At 59.1% G+C, this 23268-nt stretch carries 24 protein-coding genes and 1 tRNA gene; 11 read left to right on the top strand and 14 right to left on the bottom strand.

From position 1 onward, the window contains the following. Window positions 1-71 precede the first annotated feature (71 nt). The 4 genes from AB8A33_RS00205 (at window position 72) to AB8A33_RS00190 (ending at window position 3583) form a co-directional block, all read left to right on the top strand. The gene (locus AB8A33_RS00205) at window positions 72-926 is read left to right on the top strand and encodes a sensor histidine kinase (protein ID WP_439090898.1); all 855 of its coding nucleotides are present in this window, start codon (window positions 72-74) and stop codon (window positions 924-926) included. A gap of 120 nt (window positions 927-1046) precedes the next feature. Next, a complete protein-coding gene (locus tag AB8A33_RS00200) occupies window positions 1047-1676 on the top strand; it encodes a response regulator transcription factor (protein ID WP_439090897.1) in 630 nt (209 codons plus the stop codon). Between the two features lie 131 nt (window positions 1677-1807). Continuing rightward, the gene (locus tag AB8A33_RS00195) at window positions 1808-2443 is read left to right on the top strand and encodes a response regulator transcription factor (RefSeq protein ID WP_315839665.1); all 636 of its coding nucleotides are present in this window, start codon (window positions 1808-1810) and stop codon (window positions 2441-2443) included. Between the two features lie 39 nt (window positions 2444-2482). Next, window positions 2483-3583 carry an AI-2E family transporter gene (locus AB8A33_RS00190; protein ID WP_439090895.1) on the top strand — a complete coding sequence of 367 codons (1101 nt, stop codon included), beginning with the start codon at window positions 2483-2485 and terminating at the stop codon, window positions 3581-3583. A gap of 16 nt (window positions 3584-3599) precedes the next feature. Here AB8A33_RS00190 and AB8A33_RS00185 read toward each other — a convergent pair whose 3' ends face one another. Next, a complete protein-coding gene (locus AB8A33_RS00185) occupies window positions 3600-5039 on the bottom strand; it encodes a basic amino acid/polyamine antiporter (RefSeq protein WP_439090893.1) in 1440 nt (479 codons plus the stop codon). 107 nt (window positions 5040-5146) lie between these two features. Beyond that, the gene (locus tag AB8A33_RS00180; RefSeq protein WP_439090892.1) at window positions 5147-5725 is read right to left on the bottom strand and encodes a hypothetical protein; all 579 of its coding nucleotides are present in this window, start codon (window positions 5723-5725) and stop codon (window positions 5147-5149) included. A gap of 380 nt (window positions 5726-6105) precedes the next feature. Between AB8A33_RS00180 and AB8A33_RS00175 the strand changes: the two genes are divergently transcribed. Then, the gene (locus tag AB8A33_RS00175) at window positions 6106-6789 is read left to right on the top strand and encodes a hypothetical protein (protein WP_439090890.1); all 684 of its coding nucleotides are present in this window, start codon (window positions 6106-6108) and stop codon (window positions 6787-6789) included. A 99-nt stretch (window positions 6790-6888) separates the two neighbouring features. Continuing rightward, window positions 6889-7188: a hypothetical protein gene (locus AB8A33_RS00170; protein ID WP_439090889.1), complete on the top strand. Its 300-nt coding sequence runs from the start codon at window positions 6889-6891 to the stop codon at window positions 7186-7188. Window positions 7189-7190: 2 nt separating this feature from the next. On the opposite strand, the gene AB8A33_RS00165 is transcribed toward AB8A33_RS00170, so the two are convergent. The 3 genes from AB8A33_RS00165 to AB8A33_RS00155 form a co-directional block, all read right to left on the bottom strand. After that, window positions 7191-7661 carry a DUF992 domain-containing protein gene (locus tag AB8A33_RS00165; protein ID WP_439090888.1) on the bottom strand — a complete coding sequence of 157 codons (471 nt, stop codon included), beginning with the start codon at window positions 7659-7661 and terminating at the stop codon, window positions 7191-7193. A gap of 174 nt (window positions 7662-7835) precedes the next feature. Then, window positions 7836-9698 (bottom strand): metallophosphoesterase family protein, encoded by a 1863-nt coding sequence (locus tag AB8A33_RS00160; protein ID WP_439090886.1) that lies wholly within the window; start codon window positions 9696-9698, stop codon window positions 7836-7838. A gap of 72 nt (window positions 9699-9770) precedes the next feature. Continuing rightward, complete coding sequence (locus AB8A33_RS00155; protein ID WP_439090885.1) at window positions 9771-9980, bottom strand: hypothetical protein; 210 nt, start codon at window positions 9978-9980, stop codon at window positions 9771-9773. Between the two features lie 657 nt (window positions 9981-10637). Here AB8A33_RS00155 and AB8A33_RS00150 point away from each other — a divergent pair. Continuing rightward, on the top strand, window positions 10638-11201 hold the full coding sequence (locus AB8A33_RS00150) for an HdeD family acid-resistance protein (RefSeq protein ID WP_439090883.1): 564 nt from the start codon (window positions 10638-10640) through the stop codon (window positions 11199-11201). A 70-nt stretch (window positions 11202-11271) separates the two neighbouring features. Next, entirely contained in the window at window positions 11272-11823 is a 552-nt protein-coding gene (locus AB8A33_RS00145) for a DUF1269 domain-containing protein (RefSeq protein WP_439087290.1), read from the top strand. 174 nt (window positions 11824-11997) lie between these two features. On the opposite strand, the gene AB8A33_RS00140 is transcribed toward AB8A33_RS00145, so the two are convergent. From AB8A33_RS00140 to AB8A33_RS00115, 6 genes are read right to left on the bottom strand one after another with little or no spacing between them, the layout of a single operon-like run. Continuing rightward, window positions 11998-12402, bottom strand: a complete 405-nt coding sequence (locus AB8A33_RS00140) for a carboxymuconolactone decarboxylase family protein (RefSeq protein ID WP_068729678.1) — start codon at window positions 12400-12402, stop codon at window positions 11998-12000. A gap of 58 nt (window positions 12403-12460) precedes the next feature. Continuing rightward, on the bottom strand, window positions 12461-13183 hold the full coding sequence (locus AB8A33_RS00135) for an ABC transporter ATP-binding protein (RefSeq protein ID WP_439090882.1): 723 nt from the start codon (window positions 13181-13183) through the stop codon (window positions 12461-12463). Then, window positions 13180-13905, bottom strand: coding sequence for an ABC transporter ATP-binding protein (locus tag AB8A33_RS00130; RefSeq protein WP_439090881.1), 726 nt, complete (start codon window positions 13903-13905; stop codon window positions 13180-13182). Before AB8A33_RS00130 ends, AB8A33_RS00135 begins: the two co-directional genes overlap by 4 nt. Next, window positions 13902-14873 carry a branched-chain amino acid ABC transporter permease gene (locus AB8A33_RS00125; RefSeq protein ID WP_439090880.1) on the bottom strand — a complete coding sequence of 324 codons (972 nt, stop codon included), beginning with the start codon at window positions 14871-14873 and terminating at the stop codon, window positions 13902-13904. The genes AB8A33_RS00130 and AB8A33_RS00125 overlap by 4 nt, the downstream gene beginning before the upstream one ends. Next, entirely contained in the window at window positions 14870-15730 is an 861-nt protein-coding gene (locus AB8A33_RS00120) for a branched-chain amino acid ABC transporter permease (RefSeq protein WP_089263519.1), read from the bottom strand. The genes AB8A33_RS00125 and AB8A33_RS00120 overlap by 4 nt, the downstream gene beginning before the upstream one ends. A gap of 19 nt (window positions 15731-15749) precedes the next feature. Next, complete coding sequence (locus tag AB8A33_RS00115) at window positions 15750-16973, bottom strand: ABC transporter substrate-binding protein (protein WP_089263518.1); 1224 nt, start codon at window positions 16971-16973, stop codon at window positions 15750-15752. A 114-nt stretch (window positions 16974-17087) separates the two neighbouring features. Between AB8A33_RS00115 and AB8A33_RS00110 the strand changes: the two genes are divergently transcribed. The 3 genes from AB8A33_RS00110 to AB8A33_RS00100 all read left to right on the top strand — a co-directional run bounded on the left by AB8A33_RS00110 (window position 17088) and on the right by AB8A33_RS00100 (window position 19962). Next, the gene (locus tag AB8A33_RS00110; RefSeq protein WP_149533340.1) at window positions 17088-17771 is read left to right on the top strand and encodes a GntR family transcriptional regulator; all 684 of its coding nucleotides are present in this window, start codon (window positions 17088-17090) and stop codon (window positions 17769-17771) included. 61 nt (window positions 17772-17832) lie between these two features. Then, the gene (locus AB8A33_RS00105) at window positions 17833-18723 is read left to right on the top strand and encodes an NAD(P)-dependent oxidoreductase (protein WP_439090879.1); all 891 of its coding nucleotides are present in this window, start codon (window positions 17833-17835) and stop codon (window positions 18721-18723) included. Between the two features lie 12 nt (window positions 18724-18735). Then, on the top strand, window positions 18736-19962 hold the full coding sequence (locus AB8A33_RS00100; protein WP_439090878.1) for an alpha/beta fold hydrolase: 1227 nt from the start codon (window positions 18736-18738) through the stop codon (window positions 19960-19962). Between the two features lie 292 nt (window positions 19963-20254). Here AB8A33_RS00100 and AB8A33_RS00095 read toward each other — a convergent pair whose 3' ends face one another. The 3 genes from AB8A33_RS00095 to AB8A33_RS00085 all read right to left on the bottom strand — a co-directional run bounded on the left by AB8A33_RS00095 (window position 20255) and on the right by AB8A33_RS00085 (window position 23246). Continuing rightward, window positions 20255-21241, bottom strand: a complete 987-nt coding sequence (locus tag AB8A33_RS00095) for a DUF2778 domain-containing protein (RefSeq protein ID WP_439090876.1) — start codon at window positions 21239-21241, stop codon at window positions 20255-20257. A gap of 226 nt (window positions 21242-21467) precedes the next feature. Next, window positions 21468-21557: transfer RNA gene (locus tag AB8A33_RS00090), tRNA-Ser, on the bottom strand. A 222-nt stretch (window positions 21558-21779) separates the two neighbouring features. Beyond that, complete coding sequence (locus AB8A33_RS00085; RefSeq protein WP_439090875.1) at window positions 21780-23246, bottom strand: trehalose-6-phosphate synthase; 1467 nt, start codon at window positions 23244-23246, stop codon at window positions 21780-21782. Window positions 23247-23268: the final 22 nt, after the last annotated feature.

Below are 23268 nucleotides of genomic sequence, written 5' to 3'. Positions count from 1 at the left end.
AAAAGAACGATGGCATTTAACCTTAGTGGTTATCTGACCATCGCTCGATCCAAGATGCATCGGACTACATGATGGCCCACAAGGCTCACGTAGACGAATCGTGTCGAATTCATGTTCGGGCAAAGGTCGTAGGTCACGACACTTTCAACGGCACTGCTAGTGCGCGAACAAAATCGAAGGTTGACGGCTCAAGTCTTGGGACTCAGCTTTTGGCGCTGCAAGAGGATATGCAGCAGCGGATTGCATCAGACCTTCACGACTCGACTTGCCAACATCTGCTGGCCGCGAGTTTGAATATGATGCGAATGAGGTGCGCCGTCGCTGGCATCGGCAGCGCCACAAAGATTTGTGATGAGATCGACGCGTCGATCGGTGAGGCCCTTAGGGAAATCAGGGCTTTTACCTACCTCCTGCATCCCCAGAATTTGCTCGACGGCGGACTGAGGTCGGCGATCGAGGAGTTTGCGGTGGGGCTTTCATCGCGGGCATCGCTGGAAACGCATCTCAAGATCGATGCTGCGGTTGATGCATTGCCTAACGACACGCAGCGCTCGTTGCTGAGAGTTGTCCAGGAAGCGCTCGCAAACGTCTTCAGGCACGCGAAAGCGACGCAGGTGAATATCTCGATCAAGGCCACAGACACGAACGTCACGCTTCGGATTAGCGATAATGGCTGCGGAATGCCGGTGTCTCAGACGAGGGATGGCCGTAAGGCATTGTCGCTTGGTGTTGGAATTCCAGCCATGAGAGCGAGACTGGATCAGATGGGAGGCACATTCGAGATCCACTCGTCATCCACAGCGGCATGCGGCGGGACCACGGTGTGCGCGACTATTCCACGAGCCACCTCGCGCAAAGGAAGCAAGCCAGTGGATATCCATCAGGGCGGCCGAGGATCGGCGAAGATCCGACCGTCGCATGGCTAAGGGTCAGCTAATGGATTCAATAATCTGACACTCGGAGCGGATCATGAATTCCAGGGGGTGGATTTTGTCGATGAAGAATTCTGCCGCCCGTAAGGAAATGACATCGGAGCACTGAGGATCATGAAGCAGATTATGATAGCCGATGATCATGACGCGGTGCGGGCTGGAATTCGTGCAGTTCTGGAACGACGTCCCGGATGGGAGGTCGTCGGCGAGGCCCGCGATGGTAAAGAAGCCGTCGCTTGCGCCATCGAGAAGCATCCGGATGTCGCTATCGTTGATTACTCGATGCCATTCATGACCGGCATCGAAGTTGCGAGGCGGATGAAGGAATACAAACTCCCAACAGAGGTGCTTATCTTCACGATGCACGACTCGATCGCGCTCGAGCTACAAGCATCTCAAGTCGGCGTTCGCGCATTCCTGCGAAAATCCGACGCCAACAAAATGCTCCTGGCGGCCGTTGAATCACTGATGCATCACAGATCGTTTTATGCCGGCGAGACTTGCGGCACAATGGTCGGGTCCGCTGACGGAAATATTGGCACAGGCCGATCGCTTTCGCCGCGAGAGAAGACAATCGTTAAACTGGTTGCCGAAGGTTACAGCAACAAGCGTGTAAGCGAGACCTTGAATTTAAGTATCAAAACGACCGAGACCCACCGAGCTGCGGCGATGCGCAAGCTCAACGTAAAATCGACTGCAGGTCTGGTTCGGTACGCCGTACGAAGCAATCTCGTAGAAGCGTGATTACGCAAACATGGTCGACGGCCTTCACGGAATTGGCGGTCGTGACGCATATCGTTTCAAGGCGGTCGTTCTTGCGAGCTACTTTCGTCAATTGGATATGGCCAGTGGTTCCAACGAATGGGAACGGCACTGTGAAGCAGATCTTGATTGCAGACGATCATGAAGTGGTGCGATCCGGACTACGCGCGATCGTCGAAAGCCGTGCGGACTGGGCCGTGAGCGGAGAAGCGAGCGATGGCAGGGCCGCGGTCGCCATGATCAGGGAGCTGAAGCCGGATATAGCAATTATCGACTACTCCATGCCCGTCCTGAATGGTCTCGAGGTGAGCCGTCAGATTAAGTTGCATCACCCCCGGACGGAGGTGCTCATCCTGACAATGCATGAAAGCAATGAAATCCTCACCGAATCCCTCCTGGCGGGGATACGAGGCTTCTTGCTAAAGTCAGATGCGCGACATCATCTCATTGCAGCGATCGACGCACTGCTCAATCACCGGCCTTACTTCACCGGTGTGGTCGTGGAAAAATTGCTTCACGACTACCTGGCCAGCAAGAAGGACAAATCGAAAGTCCTGCTGTCGTTACGCGAGCAGAACGTTGTTCAGCTGATCGCCGAAGGACACACCAACAAGTCCGTTGGCACGGTACTGAATCTCAGCGTGAAAACTGTCGAAGCCCACCGCGCATCCGCCATGCGCAAGCTTGGAGTTTCCTCTACTGCCGAACTGGTCCGGTATGCAATTCGCATGAAACTGATTGGACCCTAGTTGCTATGGAAAATGTGGGGGACCATGCCTGAGCCGAGAGTGGATCAAGCCATCCTAGCCAAGGACGTTCGAAGTCGGGATCTACCGACGGCAGGCGCGAACGCCGGCCGGCGACTGACCCTCGGGGGAGCACTCGTTATTCTGGGTGTTGCCAGCGGCATCTTCCTCGCATGGCGCGCGTCGTCCAGCCTTCTCATCATATTTGCTGCGATCTTACTTGCATCGCTTCTCGATGCCTGCGCCCGGTCGCTTGGTCGATACATTCCGATCGGGCGCGCGTGGCGGCTAGCCATAGTGATCGTCATCCTGACTGCAGTGATTGTGTTGGGGACAATATGGGGGATTGGAAAGATCCCCGAGCAGGCCCGGATCCTGATGCGCGTCATGGACGCCCAACTGGATATCCTGCAACAACGCCTGCTGGCTTTTGGCGTGGATCTGTTCGGCCCGGACGGGGGACGCGACTTTTCCCGCTGGTTTCCCGATCACGACAAGCTCTTTGGCCACGCGCAATCGGCCGTCGGGACCGCCTCGAGCTTTCTTGCCAATACGCTCGTCATCATATTTCTCGGCCTTCTCTTTTCGCTCGATCCGCAGGCCTATCGCGACGGCGTCGTATTGTTGGTCAAACCCTCCTCGCGCGAGCGCATGCGTTCTGTTCTGGATGAAATGGGCGCCGTTCTGCGCTCATGGCTCATGGGGCAACTGATCCGGATCGTCCTGATGACCGCCTGCGTGTGGCTGGCGCTCTATTTACTCGGCCTTCCAAGCGCCTTTCTGCTCGGCCTGCAGGCCGGTCTGTCGAATTTTGTGCCTTATCTCGGCCCGATATTGGCCAGTATCCCCGTGGGATTGGTCGCAATGCCGCTTGGTCCCTCGATGGTGATCTGGGCCATCGGAATCTACACCATTATTCAATCCATCGAGGGCTATGTGATCGGCCCGCTCATTCAGCGGCGCGCGGTGGAGCTGCCCCCCGCATGGACGCTGGTCGCCATCGTCCTGCTCGGCTCTCTGTTCGGCGTCCTGGGAATTGCGCTTGCGATGCCGCTATTCGCGATCGGGCGCGTCGCCGTTCTTCGACTCTATGTGGAGGACTGCCTGGGAGATAACCTGAACGACGGTGCTGACCTTAGGTAGAGGCGGGAAACTCCGACTAGATTGAAATATTGCCCATCGCAAGATTATACAGGCCGGCGGCCGCTGCCACGAGGATCGCTCCGAACAAGATCCCCTCGGCAGACGCAAAGACCGTCGCTTTCTGTTCCCGCCTCGCGATCACAAACAGGATCGTGACCGGCGCATAGAGAAGCGCCGAAAGCAGCAGGAAGGTGGGACCGCCTGCGTAAATCATCACAGCGGCGTAAATCGTGGCAAGCGCACTGCGCACCCAATCGATGGCACGGCTACGCGGCTCCGTCTGATATGTTTCCCCGGTCCATGCGAGTTTAAGTCCGTATGCAGCGACAAACAGATACGGAATGAGCGTCATTGAACTCGTCATCTTCAATGCCAGCGTGAAGGCATATTCGGCGAAATAGGTAACGAGCAGGAAAAGCTGAATAAGGCAGTTGGTAAGCCACAGCGCGCCTGCGGGTACCTTATTGACGTTCTCGCGCGTGAGGAAGCGCGGCATCGTTCCATTGAACGCTGCGGAATGCAGGACCTCGGCGGCAAGCAATGACCAGGAGAGATAATTTCCAAGCACGGAGATCAGCAGCCCTATGCTGATGAACACCTTGCCCCAAGGCCCAACGATCGCTTCGAGTACACCTGCCATCGAGGGCGTCGCGAGCGCGCCCAGCTCCGGGCGTAGAAGAATTCCGTAGGAGAGCATGGTGACCAGGACAAGCAAAGCGAGCACACCAAGAAAGCCGAGAACCGTCGCGATCCCGACATCGTTGCGGTTCTTTGCATAGCGCGAATAAACGCTTGCTCCCTCGATCCCTACGAACACGAATACAGTGACAAGCATCGTGTTGCGCACCTGGCTCGACACGTTGGCAAAACTCGGCTCCTCACCACCCCAGAAATTATGCGCGAAGACATCGGCCTTGAACGCAAAAGCGGCCACGACGATGAAAAGGAGTATCGGTATCATCTTCGCGAATGTCGCAATCGTATTGAGCGCAGCAGCTTCCTTGATGCCCCGGAGAATGAGGATGTGAACGCTCCAGAGCAGTAACGATGCGGCCAAGATCGCAACGGGTGTGGTGCCATCGCCAAACACTGGAAAGAACTGTCCCAATGTCGCCTTGATCAGCACAAGACATGCAACATCGGCAAGACAGCATCCGATCCAGTAACCGGCCGCAGATGCAAAGCCGGCATATTCGCCGAAGCCGGCCTCAGCATAGGCGAAAATGCCAGTATCGAGATCGGGCCGACGCCGGGACAGCGTTTGAAAGACGAAAGCGAGCATCAGCATTCCGGTGCCGGCGATGCACCAGGCAACCAGGGCGCCGAGACCGCCCGTGGCGCGACCGAATGCCGATGGCAATGCAAAGATCCCGGAGCCGACCATCGAGCCAACCACGAGCGCAATCAGCGCACCGCGCGAGAGCTTCTGATCGGATGAACTGGACGATGTTCCCATTTTTCTATTGAACCTGACGCTCGAAGACGATCGGTCGAATGAAGAAGGACCAACATAGGCGCAATACGAGGACACACTGTTTTCAGGTTCCTCCGGGATCGTTCCAGCTATCCGCTCGCACCTTCCGCAGTCGACGACACGGTGTCATCCACATCGAGCAAAACAGCCGCCCTGGAAAGCCGGTCAAAGAGTTTTCTGCGAGCTGCAACGGGTGGCCAGGCGTAAAGAAAGATTTCCGAAGGCTTCCAGATCGCAACCCAGCCCAGAATAAGAAAGCTCTCTGAGAAAACCCTTGAAAACGGCCCCCCCGTCATTCGCTGGGAAAAGCTCCAGACGAGCACAAGGCAGACGAAAAGAATCACCATTCCGACGATGAGTGACAGCCGGCCGGTCTTGAACAGCTCGCTCAGTTCACGTGAGACGGCCTGGCTTCGAAGGCCAAAATAGTATCTGACGGCGGCGGCGATATCAGACACATGCGTTTTCCGGAATTCATCAGGCGGCAGATAGATGACGATTTCAATGGGGACGCGGTCGGAAAACTCCAGCGCGCGGTCAACGATATAATCTTCGGCCTGTGGCGCGAGATCGGTCTCGCGAAACGGAGACGGATCGAGCGTATCGAAGAGCTGCGATACCTTGCGAAGCTTCATCTCTATTCGCCCGACTTGTGCACCTTCGGTCAAACCCTTTCTCATAAGCCTTTCTCGATTGCCTTCGAGCAACGCAGCGTGCTGGCGCGGCCGTCGCAGGGACCGTCCGACGAGCCGAGAAGTCCCAGCAGATCATTGACGCTGCCGCCAGTACAATCAGGTGTTTCCCCTAGGGCGAGACGCAGGATCCAGATTGGGGAACGCCGATTGCGCCCGCATTTGTCGCGTCCGGCGACGCCTCACCCAAACCGGAAGCGAATTGGCGCCTCCCAAATCATCGGGAAATCCCCTAGGTCCCCTAAGGTGATCATCCGATATCGCATCAGCCTCACAGAAGCTTAGGCTAGCTTTTTGAAGGAGGCCGCGACGTTTCGGAATTCGCGACAGCGGACAGAATTACGACTGGATCGTCGATGAGTGAGCTGGATCTGCCACCGGGTCGGCATACTGAAGACCTTCACTTCAGAACGAGAAGCATCGTCCTCAGGCAGCTTCCCTTTCTTGCCATCCTCGCGCTTGCAATCGCGGGCGTGGCCTATACGAATTTTTCAGGTAAACCGCTCATTGGCTATTGGGAGTTCCTCGCGCTCGCAATTGGTGTTGTATGCATCGTAACCGAATGGACCGAGCTTGATGACAGGCAAGCCCGGGTTCGACTGGTGTGGACGCAAGCGCTTCACTGGATCGCGGTTCTTGTTACGATGAACATCATGCTGCTGGCGGGCGTTCAACAGCTTCTGCCCGCGCCTGCGACCAGTCTCGTGCTTCTGATGTTGCTGGCGCTCGGCACCTTTCTCGCCGGGCTGAACCTTATGTCGCCGCAAATGGGCTTCCTCGGCCTCTCGATGGCTCTGGCAGTTCCCGCAATCTCCTGGATCAAGCAGTCAGCGCTCTTCCTGATTCTGGTTGTGGTTTTCGTGATCGGCCTTGCCATGGCTTTCTGGTCGCTCCGGACCGATACACGCCGATCCGAACGAAAGGCGTCTTCACAGGCCGCCTCGCTGGGCGATGCGGTTGCCGATCACAAGGACATATCGGACGAAGATACATCGGACATCGAAGCAGCTCGCCGGCGTCTTGGGCTAAGCGACGATTAGCGGATCTGACAAGCTAGTAAGCTGCGTTTAGGCCGCATAGAGATGCGCAGCTTTTTCATTTAAGGGTTTTCGTTCGAGCGATCCTCAACAGGAGATGTCATGAAGCGCTTTATTGCTGCGACAGGTTCGGGACTGATTTTCTTGTGCGCTGCGTTGTCAGCAACTGCGGAGCCTCGCGATTCCGTCGAGCGTGGCCAAAGACTGGATTCTGAAGCAATTCGGGACGATGTCCGCACCAACCGCTTGAAAACACCGGCGTCACCGCTCAACGTGGAACAACCGCGGCAATCTCAGGGACAGACACTGCAGCGCAGAGGGCGACCACGCTTGCACGCCATGCCGCGACCTCCGAGCGAGCGACAATTGCGGCTGCGCAAGCAACAGAAATCAGTCGAGTGACACTAGCGTAACGTCAGCGTCGCTATTCCCGCAGCAAGGCTCACGCCAATCTGGCGCTCAAGCGACAGTGGCTGGAGCATCACGGTCCTGCGGGATCCCCCGATCAAAACATTCGCGCCCAGACCCGGGCCAAACGCCACACTGCCACTCGCGCCAACGTAATTTCCACGGAGCGTACCCCGGCCGACCTGTGAGTTTCGGGCGAAGACCCCCCAGACCAACGCGCTCGATGGAGTCACCCCGAGATCCAGGCCGATGCGGCGCACCGTTCCCTCATAGATGTACTGCCGTGACGCATTTCGTACCCTGAACACGCATCGCAGCGTCTGACGCGAGCCGATAATCAGGCCAATCCGGGGATTGCTCATACATGTCAGCGTTCCTGCCCTGAATGCGGCAGAGGAAGCCGGCAGCGATGAGACGCAAAGCAAAAGGGATGCGCCGAAAAGTCCAAGCAGAGCCTTCTTGATCATGGGAGCCTCCACTTTCTGCGCGAGAATATGGCAGTGGCTATTCAGTGCCGCAAGATCGCCACCTCAGGCACAACTCACAAGCTGACTCGATTTCGATTCGAATAGTTACGACGCGATTCGGTTCGGCGCGCTTTCTGGTCGAACCATTTCTGCCGACGATTGCGAGTGATAGCATTACGCAATCGATGATCTGGCGGTCGTATCCTCCGCCGCATCCGCACGGTCACTCGCGTCCGCCAGCACGTCGATCCGCTCCGGCTCAAGCAAGAAGAGCTGCTCATCCGGCCCGACCGCAAGCCTGTGAATATAGAAGTGCGTGCTGGCCGCATCAGCAGCGGCCATGATCGGTGACGGAGCCGAAATGACCTTCAACGATCCAAAGGTGCCGATCCAGTCGATATGGCGATGTCCATGCATGACGACGGCCCGATCGGCAAAGGCCTCCAGCCGACGTACAAACCAGCTGCCGTTGATCACGGCCGTGCCGATGCGTTCAGCGAACGCAGTCACTGGCATCGGATATTCCATCAGGTGATGGTGCAATCCGATTATCCAGCGCGCTTTCGGGAACTGAGCGATAAAAGCCTCCAGCCGGCGGGTCTGCTCGATCGAGACGAGGCCAAGTGCATTGGTGAAGGAAAAATGTGTTTCAGCATTGGAATTGAGCAGCGCTATGCCGAGTCCATTCTCCTCCAGAGGCGGAACCACCATCGGATACAGGTCATCGAAAACCCCACGCAACCGGGCTGCACGCTGCAGGCCGCCGAGATCTGCGAAATCCGCCATCTGACGGCGATACGGTACCAACGCGTCGGTCAGCGTTGCTGTATGACCTTTCCCGTCCTTCACCACAAAAGCACGATCGCCTTGAATGGCAGCGATGGCCGAAAGCGTGCGGACCTGCCGCAACCGTTTGCCCGGACTGAACGGGAGATCCAGCCGCGCCGGATTCGCCCGGTCCACAATGTTGATATCGTGATTTCCGGGCAGCACGAACATGCGCGCGACGAGGTCCGGATAGCGCGACAGGATGTCCAGAAACTCTGCCCATTCGGTCGCCCGTCCGGCATCGGTCATATCGCCGCTGATCAGCACATGGTCGAGCGGATCAACGGCGTGAATGGCGGCCAGCCGCGCCATCACCTGCTGCAGACGCTCATTTCCCCGCGCCCCGGCGCGCCCGCTTTCAATGCGAAAACCGTAACGTTCGCCAACCACATGAAGGTCCGACAAATGAGCCACACGCCAGATCCTGGCGTGTGACGGGGCTGTATCGAAGGCGACGAGATCAACAGGCTGCGCCATACGGGCATCGGCCAGACCCCAGACAAGCGATGCGCCGGCGAGGTAGCCGCATATCAAGACTGCGGCATTTGCTAGCGTCGGAATGATCAAACGATGAGGAACACCAAGATCTTCCAGACTCCCTGTCCAGCGCGAGGCTGGCCACGCCCACGTCGCGACCGCCACGGCGCAAATGGAGATGGCGATTCCTGCCGCGGCCGAATTCACCGCGCGCAACCGCGCTCTTCCATGCACGGTCAGATGTCTTCCCAGCACCTTCTCCGTCAGATGCTGCAGGCCTTCGCGGCCGAAGACGTATCCTGGCTGGATGGTAAGCGCATTGAGAGACCAGAAGTTGACCTCGGCGACCCGAAACAGAGGCTTCCAGCCGATCCACCCCAGCGCGACGATCCCGATTGCCACCAGGAACGCGCCAATCTCCGTCAGTACGAGAACCTTGTCCGACAGAGTTGAGAGCCAGGCAGAAGCAGCCAATGCCGCGAGACCCAACGACACCGCCGGCAGTAACAACGATACGGTCCAGGCAAACAGGAGCTTTGGCAGACTGACTTCAACAAGCAGGCTCCCGGCCATCGAGAGCAGGGTTCGCTGTTCAGGGCTGGCGGCATCGTCCTCGATATCGCCCCGGCGCGGATCGATTGCTTCTCTGTTCCGTTCCTTCGCTGGTTTGTCGTCTCCCGCATCCCCTCTCTTCATGGCGTCGCCTTTTGCGAGCAGGCACAATCCCGTCATCAGAGTGACGCTATCACACCTTCGACAGTATCCGCGCGCGTCAGGGTTTGACCCGATGCAACATCACCGCTCCTATGATGTAATTACTAAGGCATGGCGAGAAATGAGCGCGGCAAATAGAGACAGGTAACTGAAAATATCACTCAATTTCTTCAACATGTTGCGACATGCCGATTTAATCAGGCGGTTCAAGATCCCTGCAAAATTAAGACAGCGAGGCATACCCATATCGAGCACATCTTCCTGTTCCGATTGACGGACTACACCTTTGGTAATATCCATTCGTCCCGTGCGATATCAAAAATCAGGCTGACAAAAAGCCGGAACGGAGTCCCATGGCCCCGCAATCGATCGCAACACAGGCTGAGCTGCCTGATGTCCTGACTGGGCAATCACCTTGGTCGGAGACTGTCCAAGGGCTGGCGCCTGAAATCCATAACCGCTTCACAACAGCTTTCATTAGTGAACTATCATTCGTGCGCCCATGCACGCCTGTGCTCCGCCATTACCGGCTCTGCCGCGCAACTCCGGTGCCTCCTTATATCTCTGACGTTCCTTTTCCATGCGTGAAAGGAGAAGTTCTATGGAAGTGATGGATCGGCGAAACCTGTTGCAGGGCCTTCTGTTCAGCGCAGTCGCCACGGGCCTTGGCACGAGCGTCTTTCTGACGACCGCCAAGGCCGCGCCAATCCCGCTGGAGAAGGACCTCGCCAACAAGTTGGAGCCCCTCACAGAAAACGCCCAGGTAACTGTGGCTGGGCGCCCGGCACGCAGGGTCCTTCACCACCCGCATCGATCGTCGCGACGTCGTCGCCGTGTGTGCTGGTGGCGTCATGGTCGCCGCGTCTGCGCGTGGCGTTGATGGTGTGAGGCGCATGCGTTGTAATACGCGCGGCCACAAATGATGGCGCGGGAGCAGCACAGGACTGGGAGAGTAAGATGACGACGTATGGCAGCAGCTCCTCCGTAAGCGTCACTGGCTTGCCTTCCCCGCCGTTCTGGATGTGCGTGTTGCTCGGCATCGTCCTGATTTTGGCCGGGCTCCTGATCCTCGGCGATGTCGTTCTCGCCACTGTCATCAGCACGCTGTTCATCGGCTGGACAGCCATTGCCGCCGGCGTGTTCGAAATGATCCATGCGTTCTGGACCAAGGGATGGGGAGGATTTCTGTGGCAGATCCTCCTCGCCATTCTCTACATCGCATTCGGTATCGTTCTGGTGCAACAGCCCGTCGCCAGCGCAATCATCCTCACCTATGTCCTCGGCATATTGCTGCTGGTTTCCGGCTTCATTCGCATGCTGCTTGGATTTAGTCGCTGGAGCAAAGGGGGCTGGATCATGCTGGCTTCGGGACTCTTCGGCATTCTGGCAGGCCTGGTCATTCTGACCGGCTTTCCCAGGACAGGCCTGTGGGTTCTCGGCACTCTGCTGGCCGTCGACATGATCTCCCACGGATTAGCGTGGCTCGCTTACGCGTGGCAGCTGAGAACCAAGGCAGCATAGCCGCATAAGGAACCATCAACGACGCAGACCACGTGGCGGAATAGAAATCTCTCAGTCAGGAGGATTGGAAATGTCAGATCTCGTTGCGATCATCTATCCAACCGAGGCCAAAGCCGAAGAGGTACGGCAGCGTCTGTTCAAGCTGCAGAAGGAATATCTGATCACGATCAGCGATGCCGTTATCGCGGTGAAAACCGAAGCTGGCCCCGTCAAACTGAACCAGTTGATGAATACGACCATGGCCGGCGCCGCCTCCGGCAGTTTCTGGGGATTATTGATCGGCGTGCTGTTCCTGAATCCCCTGCTCGGCGTGGCACTGGGCGCCGCATCCGGTGCATTGGGCGGTGCACTGACCGACTATGGCATCAACGACGATTTCATGAAGGAGCTATCGGCAAATCTTCAGCCGGGAAATGCGGCGCTGTTCGTTCTCATCAAGAGCATCACTGCAGACAAGGTCCTCAAGGAAATCCAAGACGCCGGCGGCACAGTGTTGAAGACGTCCCTCGACGATGCCAAGGAGCAGGCGCTCAGGAACGCGCTCGCCAAGGCCACAACCGAGCCCCAGGCTCAGGCAGCGCCAGCGGCATCCACGACCACGGCATCCAAGCCCGCTGCCTGAGTTTGCGGGACTGGCATAGGTGCAACAGAAGCGCCCGGCGTGGGTATCTGCGCCAGTCGCTCCTGTTCGTATCGTCGGGGTAAACAGAAAAGTCCGCTTGATCTTGTGCAGATCGAGCGGACTTTTGGAGCAGCAGCAAAGGCCGCCTCAAGTGGCCAGCGTTATGCTGACGACCTACTCGACCTTGCCCATTTCCTTGAGCACTTCGTTGGCGGCCTTGAACGCATCGAGGCCGGCCGGGATGCCGCAATAGACCGTGGCGTGCAGCAGCACTTCCTTGATCTCGTCGACGGTAACGCCGTTGGTGATTGCGCCGCGGGTGTGCAGCTTGATTTCCGGCGCGCGGTTCAGCGCCGTCAGCATTGCAAGGTTCAGCATGCTGCGGGTCTTGCGATCGAGGCCCGGACGATTCCAGGCGTAGCCCCAGCACCATTCCGTGGTGATGTGCTGGAATGACATCATGAAGTCATTGGTCGACTGCATCGACTTGTCGACATAGGCAGCGCCGAGCACTTCGCGCCGTGCGGCAAGACCGATGTCGAACATCCCGCCGAGGGTGATCGTCTGATCGTAGCTCATGTTTATTCCTTCCGTTTGCGATTGCCAGAGTTCGACGTCGTTCGCGCGTCTGCCTCGATCATATGCCGAGATAGGCCGCGCGAACGGCAGGATTTTCATTCAATTCTGCAGACGTGCCCTGCAGCGTGACGCGACCGCTTTCCAGCACATAGCCGCGTGTCGCCACATCGAGTGCCAGTCCGACATTCTGCTCGACCAGCAGGATCGACGTTCCACCGCTGTGGATCTTGGTGAAAGCGTCGTGCATCTCTTCGACGACCTTCGGCGCCAGTCCGTGGCTCGGCTCGTCCAGCAGCAACAGCTTCGGCTGCAGCATCAGCGCGCGCCCGACAGCGACCATCTGCTGCTCGCCGCCCGAGAGCGTGCCTGCCAATTGCCCGCGCCGCTCGCGCAGACGCGGGAAGAGTTCGAAGATGCCTTCCATGCGCGACGACAGATCCTTGGCATGCCGCGCGGTGAAGGCACCGAGCATCAGGTTTTCTTCCACCATCATGTCCGTAAACACATGGCGCCCTTCGGGAACATGCGCGATGCCCAGCGTGGGGATGTCATGCGAGGCGCGGCTCGACAGATCATTGCCTGTAAAACGCAACGTGCCGGTGACATGCGGGACCAGGCGCGAGATCGCGCGCAGGATCGTGCTCTTGCCGGCGGTATTGGCGCCGATGATGCAGATGAACTCGCCTTCGAACATCTGCAGATCGATGCCGTGCAGGACTTCGATCTCGCCATAACCGGCATTGAGGCCCTTGATCTCGAGCAGTGGCTGAGACGCATTCATTTGTGGGCCTCCATCGAACGGCCAAGATAGGCTTCCACCACCACCGGATCGTTCGCCACCTGCTCCGGCGTGCCATCGGCCAGAAGGCGACCGAAGTTCAGCACCAGAATGCGATCGCAGATCGTCATGATCGCGCGCATATGATGCTCGACGACCAGCAGCGTGATGCCGTCGTCGCGCAGCGAGCGAATCAGATCCATGATCTCCTGCATCTCCACCGGATTGAGTGCGGCCATTACCTCATCGAGCAGTAGTACCTTGGGACCGGTACACAATGCGCGTGCCAGTTCGACGCGCGCACGCTCGGGAAACGAGAGATTTCCGGCGAGCTTGTGGGCAACGGATTTGAGCCCGACGCGGTCGAGGCAGATCAATGCCTCCTTGCGCGCAGTCTCCACATCGTGGCGCAACAGGCCCGCGGTCAGCACGTTGTCGAGCACCGAACTTTCGGCAAACAGTGCCACGTTCTGGAACGTCTTAGTCATGCCAAGCGCCGCAACCTTGTGCGGCTTCTGGCCGACGAGACTGGTGCCATCGAGCTGAATCGAGCCACTGTCGGGACGAATGAGGCCGACCAGCGTGCTGAAGAACGTCGTCTTGCCGGCGCCGTTCGGCCCGATCAGGCCGACGATCTGACCTTTCGGCACCGAGAACGTCACGTCGGACAGCGCCTGAAGGCCGCCGAAACGACGCGAGATGCCACGCACATCGAGAATGGTCATGAGCGTGCCTTGTTCGAGAACCGCGCCATCAGCGAGTCAAACACGGTGATGAAGCCACGTGGACGCCACAGAATGACGGCGATCAGGATGACGCCGAAGATCAGTTGCGAAAGACCCGCCGCGCCCGACGAGAACAGATCATTCATCAGCTCCTCGACCGGAATGATGAACAGCGCGCCGAGGATCGGACCGATCGCCGTACCGACGCCGCCCAAGATGGCGATCAATGCAACGCGAATGGAGATGGATGCTGCGCTGAACACCGTATCCGGATCGAAGAATACGGCGACCTGCGCATAGAGCGTGCCCAGCATGGCCATCAGCACGCCAGAGATGACAGCGGTCTGCAGCTTCACCTTGGTGGTGTCGATGCCGATCACTTCCGCCGCGGCCGGGTTTTCCTTGATGGCGCGCAGCCGATAGCCCATGGCACTGCGCCGGATCACCTCGAAGATGACCGTCACGATAATCAAGGCGATCAGCGCGATATAGGCATGCGGCAATAGCTGCTTGAAGGAATAGGCGGCGATGCTTGGCGGCACGAACGGCACCGACAGACCAACAGGACCGCCGGTGAGCGACGTCCAGACATTGGCGATGACGCGCATCACTTCGCCGAACGCCAGCGTGGCCAAAGCAAAGTAATGGCCCTGCAGTCGCATGGTCGGAACGGCAATGATCAGCGCGGCGATGCCGCCGAGGAAGCCACCAGCGAACATGCCGATCCACGGGCTGATGCCGAATTTCAGCACCAGGATAGTGGACGTATAGGCTCCGATGCCGAAGAAGGCGGCGTGGCCGAGTGACGTCTGGTTGGCCAGACCACCGATGATGTTCCAGACCTGCGCCATCGCTGCGAATAGCAGCGTGAAGGTGAGCACGCGGATCCAGTATCCGGTCGGGCTGAGCAACAGCGGCAACACAGCCGCAATGGCGATCACAGCCAGAATTGCGATCCAGCGTTTCATCGGGATGCTCCTACGAGACCTTGCGGCCTCACCGCGAGCACAAAAATAAAGACGATGAACAGAATGAGGTTCTGCAACTGGATCGGAAAGAACAGCGACGACAATGCCTGAATGACGCCCACGGCCAGTCCGCCGACCACGGCACCCGCAACGCTGCCGAGACCACCGAGCACAACGACGGTGAACATCAGCACCACGAACTGGCCCCCGACACCGGGGAAGACCGTGACATAAGGCAGGATCACTGCGCCGCCAAAGGCTGTGAGGCCGACGCCGAGCGCGAAGGCGATCTTGTACATCAATGCCGTGTCGATCCCCATGAGCTGGGCAGCCATCGGGTTTTGCGCCGTGGCGCGCATCGCCCGGCCGAACCAGCTCGTGCGCATGAACCACCACAGCGCCAGACCACAGGCCAGCGACATGCCGAAAGCGATCAGATACGGCACGCTAATGAACAGCGCGCCGAGCGACAGCGACATGGTCTGGTAGGACGTGGTCACCGAACGGAACTGCGAGCCGAACAGAAGCAGCGATCCATTCTCGATGACGATCAACAGGCCGACGGTGAGGAAGATCTGCGCCACCGACGGCGCCTTCAGCACGCGCGCGATCAGCTGCCCCTGCACCAGCCAGCCGATGCCGAACGCCACCGCGAAAGACAGCGGCGCGGCCAGCACCGGATCAAGGCCGAGATAGGCCCAGGCGAACCAGGACACGAACATGCCGATCATCAGGAATTCCGCCTGCGCGAAATTCACGATGCCCATCACACCATAAACCAGCGTCAGGCCGATGGAGATGACGGCGTAGACGCCACCCACCAGCAGCCCGTCGATTATTGCTTGTAGAAATGACACTGCGATCTTTCTTAGTTCGTCAGGACTTCCAGACCGCGGTACCCTTGGCGACGTCCTTCGGCCAGACCGTGACGAGCTCCTTATTGCGCCACTGCGCCATGACGGGAACGGACAGGGTATTGAGGCCGGTGCTGTCGAATTCGACGGCGCCGCCGGTCATCGCCTTGGTCCAGCCACCGGTGAACTTCGCACCGCGCAACGCCATGGTGACGTCCTCGGCCTTGGCCGACTTCGCCTTCTCGATGGCCTGTACCAGCACGTCGAGGGCGACGGCGTGTTCCAGCGCCTCATGCACCATGAAGTAACCGAAACGTTTGCGGAAACGCTCGGTAAGGTCGGGGGCGAGATCGTAATTGGCGGGCGCGATCGACAGCACGTTCTCGGCGAATTCGCCGAGACCCTTCTCGAAATCCGGAATGACATAGCCGGCTGCGCCACCGATGGCCGGAATGGTGATGCGCTGCTGGCGCATGGTGCGGATCAGCAGCAGGCTGTCGTTGAGATAGGACACTGGGAAGACGGCCTGAGCACCCGACGCGCGCAGCTTGTTGATCAGCGGCGTGGTGTCGGTGATCCCCAGCGGATAGGCATCGTCCATCGCGATGTCGATATTGGCTGCCTTGGCAGCGGCACGAAGGCCGGCCGCCTGCGCAGTGCCATAGGCGGTGTCTTCGTACATGATTGCGATCTTGTCGATCTTGGCGCCAGATGCCTGCGCGATCGCCAGCGTGTAGTCGAGCTGCGCCTTGCCGAGCGCAGAGGCCTTGGCCACGATCTGGAAGATGTTCTTGAAGCCGCGACCGGTGATCTGGTCGGCGAAGGACATGGTGAGCAGCGGAATGTCGCGACGCTCCGTGACTTCCGAAATGGCAATGGTCAGCGATGACGCGAATGCGCCAAGGATCGCCGTCACTTCGTTCTGGGTGATGAGGCGCTGCGCGACGGTGCCCGCGGTGGTGGGCGTCGACGTCGCATCGGCCACGATCAGATTGATCTTGGCACCACCGAGCGCCTTGATGCCGCCGGCTGCGTTGATCTCATCGGCGACCAGCTCGATGCCGTTGCGCGAATTGATGCCGAACTGCGCGTTGGCGCCCGACAGCGGCATGATCACGCCGATATTGACCGGCTTCGCCTGCGCGCGTGCCGACGACACAATCATCGGGCTGGCCAGCAGAGACGCGGTTCCGGCGAGCAGCGAACGGCGGCTCAGGCCACCACGATGGGAGGTTGTCTTGGACATGGGCGTTTTCTCCGAATGCAGAACGGCCTTTGCGGCTTCGTCCGCAATTCGACATAAAACAGACGAGCGGTCAAGCTGCTTGACAGATTGTCTGATAGGCGGTCAACTTGACGCATGGCAAAGATCGAATCGGACCTGAATGTCTCGCGGGAATCGACCAGCCTGCGACTGCTGGTTGAAAATCGACTGCGATCTGCAATCGGCAGTGGGTTGTTCAAGCCTGGTCAGCGGTTGATCGAACGCGAACTGTGCGAGCAGGTCGGCGTCGGTCGGACTTCGATCCGCGAAGCGCTCCGGCAACTTGAGGCAGAGGGTCTCGTCACCACGATCCCGCATCGCGGCCCCATCGTCAGCACGATCAGTGTCGAGGAAGCCGAGCAGCTTTATGATCTGCGCGCGCTGCTGGAGGGTTATGCCGGCCGCGAATGCGCGCGCCTGCGCGATCCGGAAATCATCGGACGATTGCGCAAACAGTTCATCCAGATGGGGGCGGTTGCCGGTCAGGAAGACCGCAGCGACCTGCTGGCCGCCAAGACTGAATTCTATGCCGCGCTGCTCGAAGGCTGCGGCAACGTTTTCGTCGAACGCTTTCTGAAAATGCTGCTGAACCGCGTCACGGTGCTGCGCATGACATCGATGACCCAGTCCAATCGCATCGGCCGCAGTCTTGCCGAAATCGAGACCATCCTTGTCGCGATCGAGGCCGGCGACGAAGATGGCGCCGAGCAGGCTTGCGTCCAGCACATCAAGAATGCCGCCGCCATAGCTCTGGAAGCGCTGCGGCGCGATAATCCCTGACAAGCGCGATCACCTGCCGCGCCAGATATCGAATAAAATAAGAACGTAAAGAGGAACGCTCGTGTCGAATTCAGCCGCCATCAATCCGCCCGCCAAGATCGCCGTCATCGGCCTCGGCAATATGGGACGCCCCATGGCCGCATGCATTGCGCGCGCGGGCTATCAGGTGGTCGGCTTCGATACGTTTGCAGAAGCCCGCGCCAAATATGCCGAAGCCGGCGGCACGTCAGCTGCGACAGTCGATGAAGCCGTCAAGGACGCAGCCGCCGTCATCACCTTGCTGCCAGATGGCAAGATCGTGCGCGCCGCCGTCGAAGGCTTCAAGGCGAAGCTCGCACCGGGCACGGTGGTGATCGATATGAGCTCGTCCGCACCGATGGGTACGCGCGCGCTCGGCGAAGAACTGATCGCGGCAGGTCTCGCGTTCATCGACGCGCCGGTATCGGGCGGTGTGAAACGCGCCGTCGACGGTACGCTGGCGATCATGGCCGGCGGCGACGGCAAGACCATCGATCGCGCCGATCCCGTGCTGAATGCCATGGGCAAGTCGGTGTTCCGCACCGGCCCGCTCGGATCCGGTCACGCCGCCAAGGCATTGAACAACTACGTCTCGGCAGCAGGCCTCGCCGCTGCCGCCGAAGCTGTTGCCATCGGTGGAAAGTTCGGCATCGATCCGAATGTCCTCGTCGACGTGCTGAATGCCTCCACCGGGCGCAACAACTCGACCGAGAACAAGCTCAAGCAATTCATCATTCCCGAGAAATACACATCGGGATTTGGGCTGGCCCTGATGGCGAAGGATATCCGCACCGCCGACGAACTCGCGCACCAGATCGGCGTCAATGCGCCGCTGGCAGATGAAGTCGCCGCATTGTGGGATGCCGCACTGGAGAAACTCGGACCGTCCGCCGACCATGTCGAGATCGGCCGCTATCTGACTGCCAGGAAGTAGGTGACGTTGGGCATGGGTCTGATCGACGAGCTTCGCAATCGACTTGCGGTCGCGATCGCCGCGCCTGAGGTGCAGTCCTTCGCGCGCGGGCTAGATCTTGAAATTCAGTTCGGGATCGACGAGGCCACCGTCGCGATCGCTTGTCGCAACAACCAGCCGGTTGTCAGTATACCCAGCCATGCACCGGACATCGCGCTATCCGGGCCAGCCACGGCATGGCTGAAGGTGCTGGCGCCCTGCCCGCCGCCGACCTATCATTCGTTTTCATCGATCCAACTGCGCAACACCAGTTTCACCGTGACCGGCAATGCGCTGGTCATTGCGCAGGCCCGCGCATTCCTCGAGGCCGTGTTCGCGAATCTGACGACGCCGGCCGCGCATGCGGTCGAAGTCGATCTCACGCGCCTTGAGGGCCGCTATCACCGCGTGCACAGCGCCGGCGGGCAGATTTCTGAAATCTATTCAGAGGCCACGGGCACCGGCAGGCCAGTGCTGTGCCTCCACACAGCCGGAGCGGATACACGGCAGTTTCACGGCGTAATGTGCGATCCCGAACTGGGTCGCGACTGGCGCCTGATCGGCTTCGACATGCCGCATCATGGCCGCTCGATGCCGCCCGCCGGTTGGGATGGCAGCATCTATCAGCTCGATCAGCCGACCTATCTTGACTGGTGCTCGAGCTTTATCGAACAGGCGATCGGCGAACCCGTTGTGGTGATGGGCTGCTCGATGGGCGCCGGCATCGCCATGGCGCTCGCCGCGGAGCGACCTGATCTCGTGAAGGCCGTGATCGCGCTCGAAGCGCCCTTGCGCCCACGCGGCCGTCGTAACGACTATCTCACCCATGCAGGCGTCAATGGCGGCTGGCATTCGGCAGCCTATGTGCGCGGCTTGATGAGCCCGTCCAGCCCCGCAGAGGATCGCCGACGCGCCGCATGGATCTATTCGCAGGGTGCGCCGGGCATCTATGATGGCGATCTGGCTTTCTATTCGGACGAGTTCGACGGCGAACAGACCGCCAAGCTCATCGATGGCCACAAAATCCCGGTGCATCTCCTGATCGGTCACTACGACTTCTCTGCCACCGTGAGCGATGCCTACGCGCTCGCCGAATGGATCGAGGGCGCCGTGGTGACAGAGATGCCGGAGCTCGGGCATTTTCCGATGACGGAGAACCCGCCAAAAATGCTGGACTATCTGCGTCCCGTCTTCCAGGCACTGCGTAGTTTGCCGCTCTGACTGCGCGAGAATTAATCCGGGGGTTGCAGCCCCGGTGACGCCACCCAATTCTCGACCTTCGCGTAAAACCGAAACTGCTGTGCCTTCTTAAGCAACTCGTCTCTCTTCGGGCCGGGCTCCAAGGCGTCAGCTCGCTCAGCGCAATTTTTTGCCATTCGCGCGTAGTCACTGGGTGTCATATGCGAATCCCCCGATTCAGCGTTGACATACTACCAATCCAAATCTGGGCGAAAATTAGTTCTGAAGATCAATCTCAAGCTGCAGCGCGATATCTGAGTACTCACAGACACGGCTACATCGACGTTTTTTGTGCCACCATGACAGTCGGATCGGCCAGGCTCGGCACAACGATCAATCGCTTCACGGCGCCTGCCTTGTAGGCCTGCAAGAACGTTGCGTAGTCCTTGAACGATACGCAACCGTTCGAATCTCCCTTTGGCCCCATCAGGTAGCTGTGTGTGAGCAAACCGGAGCGGCCAAACAGATCACCTTGACCCACCGGTTTCATTCGCAATGCTTCGACGCCGTGGAACGGCTTCTCTCGCTTGCTCAGTTCATATATCTGCGGTGGCGTCGCACCTCGATCATGGATGTGGACTTGCGTTGGATCGTCCAATAGCTCGCCAAGTCCGGAGTGAGCCTCAAGCCTCGTTCCATCAGGCATGTACACGGTGCGCGCGGAGATGTCGTAAAGCGCCGCCCGCGTTTCCGCCAACGTTGGAGCTGCACTATCCTTTCCGTCGCCGGTGATCCCACCGTCAGGTGACGCAGATGCCAAAACAGTTTCAGACGGCTGTAGCATCGCGAAGACTTTTTTAAGCGCTGCGCTTACATTGGACAACGGATCGGACGGTGCTGGCACCTGATCGGGCAGAGACACAGCAATCAAATTGGCAGCCAACGGCCGGACTCTCGGTAGCGGCACTTTTCCATTCACCGCCGAGATTCCGGGCGAGTTATCGGCGGGAAGCATTGGCTGCGATCGCATTGCCTGCGCGAGTTGTAACTTGGCCCGCTGAACTTCCAATGGGGCATTGGAAACCGACACTTCGAAATCAAAAGCTTGCGGAAAACGCTGAACGAACGAGACGACGTCGGCCCGGGGACGATCTGGATTTTCGGCCCTAAGGAAGCGCAACATATTTTCAGAGTCTCGAACGTATGCGCATAGCGTCAGAACCACAGCCAAGGCTCCGGCAGACGCAGCAGCAATAACAATTCGAGATCTACGCAATTGATGCCCCAAGGCGCGACGCAAAAAGGCTACCCAATAATTCAAGCTCAAATCAAGGCAACCAGTCTGACGTATTCAGCCATTTGCCTCGTCAGACTTTGCGCCATTCAAGAAGCTCCGCCTTCCAGAGCGTGAGGTTCCTTCCAATGCCAGCCTGCCGATACACGCTCCTTAAAAACCTAGCCATCGACACACACGTCATCCTGTTACCGCGCGGGGAGCGGAAGGACGACGGCCGGCTCGCAAATAGATCAGCTGGTTAGGAGGGGGCTGGCGGAGAGAGTGGGATTCGAACCCACGGTACGGTTTCCCGCACACACGCTTTCCAAGCGTGCGCCTTAAGCCACTCGGCCATCTCTCCAGCGCGCCTTCTCATGACGGGCCGGAGCGAGATTTGCAAGGGACCGCCGGCTCGACCCGGCGGTTTTTCTCAAATTATTGAAGGATATAGGGAATTCGGGTGAGCCTTGGCGCCGCCAGCCCGCCCCGGCGAGCGGCGAATCGGCCTGCGATGCGTCGGCGCGGCAATCCAGACACCAGCGCGCCCGACAGACCTCGCCATTGGCCGGCCTGGCGGCGCGGCTCAGTGGAATTGGCTGCCGAAACCCGCTCCTACCGACCGAACCGGCCAGACCACGGGCGGCTCAAGCGTTTCCAACGGTGTCTTGTCATTGGCCGTGTGAGCCTGCTGAAGCGCATCGACGAAATCGGCGAACCAGTCCTGGATCGTGCCGGCGCGCAGCTTCGCCATCATGGCTTCCCAGCGCATGCGGCGCTCCAGCAAAGGCATCGACAGAGCGGTCGCAATGGTCCGCGCCATGCCGTCAACATCATGCGGATTGACCAGCAGGGCCGTATCGAGCTCGTTGGCAGCGCCGGCATATTTCGACAACACCAGCACACCGGGATCGACTGGGTTCTGCGCAGCGACATATTCCTTGGCCACCAGATTCATGCCGTCATGCAGCGGTGTGACCAGACCAACCTGCGCGGTGCGATAAAGACCAGCAAGCACTGTCTGGCTAAAGCCCTTGTTGAGATAGCGAATCGGCGTCCAGTCAACTTCGCCGTGGCGCCCGTTAATATCGCTCACGAGCTTCGCAAGCTGGTTCTGCAGATCGCCATAGGCCTCGATCGTGCCGCGCGACAGCGTCGCGATCTGCAACAGGGAGACCGAGCGCTTGAGCTGCGGCTGCAGCTCCAGCATGCGGTCGAATGCATCGAGACGATTGATGAGGCCCTTGGAGTAATCGACGCGATCGACGCCGATGGCGAGCTTCTCGCCATTCAGGCTGCGACGCAGCCGCGACACATCGGGATGCGACGCCGCCTTGGCAGCATGCGCAGCAAACTTCGCGGGATCGATGCCGATCGGAAATACCGCACAACGCGACGCGCCGTAACGCGACATCACCACGCCACCCGTCGTGTCCAGACTGAGCTCGCCATCGACATAAGACAGGAAGTTGTCGCGATCACCTTCGGTCTGGAAGCCGATCAGATCGTAAGCGAGCATTGCCTCGACCAGTTCGCGATGATGCGGCACGCCGCCAAAAATATCGCGTGCCGGCCACGGCGTATGCAGGAAAAAGCCGAGCGGATGCGTCACGCCAAGCGCGCGCAATTCGGCGCCCAGCGCAAGGAAATGGTAATCCTGAATCCAGAACGCGGTATCGGGCTTGCGGAACCGCAGCAGCGCACGCGCGAAGAACGAATTCACTTCGCGATACGACTGATAATCATCGTGCGACGTGCAGATCAGGTCGGTACGGGAATGCAATGCAGGCCAAAGCGCCGAATTGGCGAAGCCTTCGTAATAGCCACCGTAATGCGCGGCAGGCAGATCGAGCATGGCCAGCGCACCGGCGCCCAGCGCCTCAATTTCGGCAAACGGTTCCTTCTGCGCGCCATCGCGCACGCGGCCGCTGGAACCCACCCAAATCGCGCCAGATTTCTCCACCACGGGCAGCAAGGCTGCTGCCAGACCGCCGGTCATCGGCTCATTCGCCGAAGCGCGCGATACTCGGTTTGAGACTACGACGAGATTCACAGGGTCCCCTCCTGATTGCACA

Source organism: Tardiphaga sp. 813_E8_N1_3 (assembly GCF_051811025.1).
GTDB lineage: Bacteria > Pseudomonadota > Alphaproteobacteria > Rhizobiales > Xanthobacteraceae > Tardiphaga.
Note: the sequence above shows the minus strand (reverse complement) of the source record. Positions and strands in the feature narration are given on the sequence as shown.

Coding starts and splice junctions, on each gene's coding strand:
- AB8A33_RS00125 (WP_439090880.1), bottom strand. CDS start 14,873: ATGAAACGCTGGATCGCAATTCTGGCTGTGATCGCCATTGCGGCTGTG.
- AB8A33_RS00130 (WP_439090881.1), bottom strand. CDS start 13,905: ATGACCATTCTCGATGTGCGTGGCATCTCGCGTCGTTTCGGCGGCCTT.
- AB8A33_RS00115 (WP_089263518.1), bottom strand. CDS start 16,973: ATGTCCAAGACAACCTCCCATCGTGGTGGCCTGAGCCGCCGTTCGCTG.
- AB8A33_RS00200 (WP_439090897.1), top strand. CDS start 1,047: ATGAAGCAGATTATGATAGCCGATGATCATGACGCGGTGCGGGCTGGA.
- AB8A33_RS00110 (WP_149533340.1), top strand. CDS start 17,088: ATGGCAAAGATCGAATCGGACCTGAATGTCTCGCGGGAATCGACCAGC.
- AB8A33_RS00185 (WP_439090893.1), bottom strand. CDS start 5,039: ATGGGAACATCGTCCAGTTCATCCGATCAGAAGCTCTCGCGCGGTGCG.
- AB8A33_RS00175 (WP_439090890.1), top strand. CDS start 6,106: ATGAGTGAGCTGGATCTGCCACCGGGTCGGCATACTGAAGACCTTCAC.
- AB8A33_RS00150 (WP_439090883.1), top strand. CDS start 10,638: ATGACGACGTATGGCAGCAGCTCCTCCGTAAGCGTCACTGGCTTGCCT.
- AB8A33_RS00205 (WP_439090898.1), top strand. CDS start 72: ATGGCCCACAAGGCTCACGTAGACGAATCGTGTCGAATTCATGTTCGG.
- AB8A33_RS00155 (WP_439090885.1), bottom strand. CDS start 9,980: ATGGATATTACCAAAGGTGTAGTCCGTCAATCGGAACAGGAAGATGTG.
- AB8A33_RS00170 (WP_439090889.1), top strand. CDS start 6,889: ATGAAGCGCTTTATTGCTGCGACAGGTTCGGGACTGATTTTCTTGTGC.
- AB8A33_RS00140 (WP_068729678.1), bottom strand. CDS start 12,402: ATGAGCTACGATCAGACGATCACCCTCGGCGGGATGTTCGACATCGGT.
- AB8A33_RS00165 (WP_439090888.1), bottom strand. CDS start 7,661: ATGATCAAGAAGGCTCTGCTTGGACTTTTCGGCGCATCCCTTTTGCTT.
- AB8A33_RS00145 (WP_439087290.1), top strand. CDS start 11,272: ATGTCAGATCTCGTTGCGATCATCTATCCAACCGAGGCCAAAGCCGAA.
- AB8A33_RS00160 (WP_439090886.1), bottom strand. CDS start 9,698: ATGACGGGATTGTGCCTGCTCGCAAAAGGCGACGCCATGAAGAGAGGG.
- AB8A33_RS00100 (WP_439090878.1), top strand. CDS start 18,736: ATGGGTCTGATCGACGAGCTTCGCAATCGACTTGCGGTCGCGATCGCC.
- AB8A33_RS00135 (WP_439090882.1), bottom strand. CDS start 13,183: ATGAATGCGTCTCAGCCACTGCTCGAGATCAAGGGCCTCAATGCCGGT.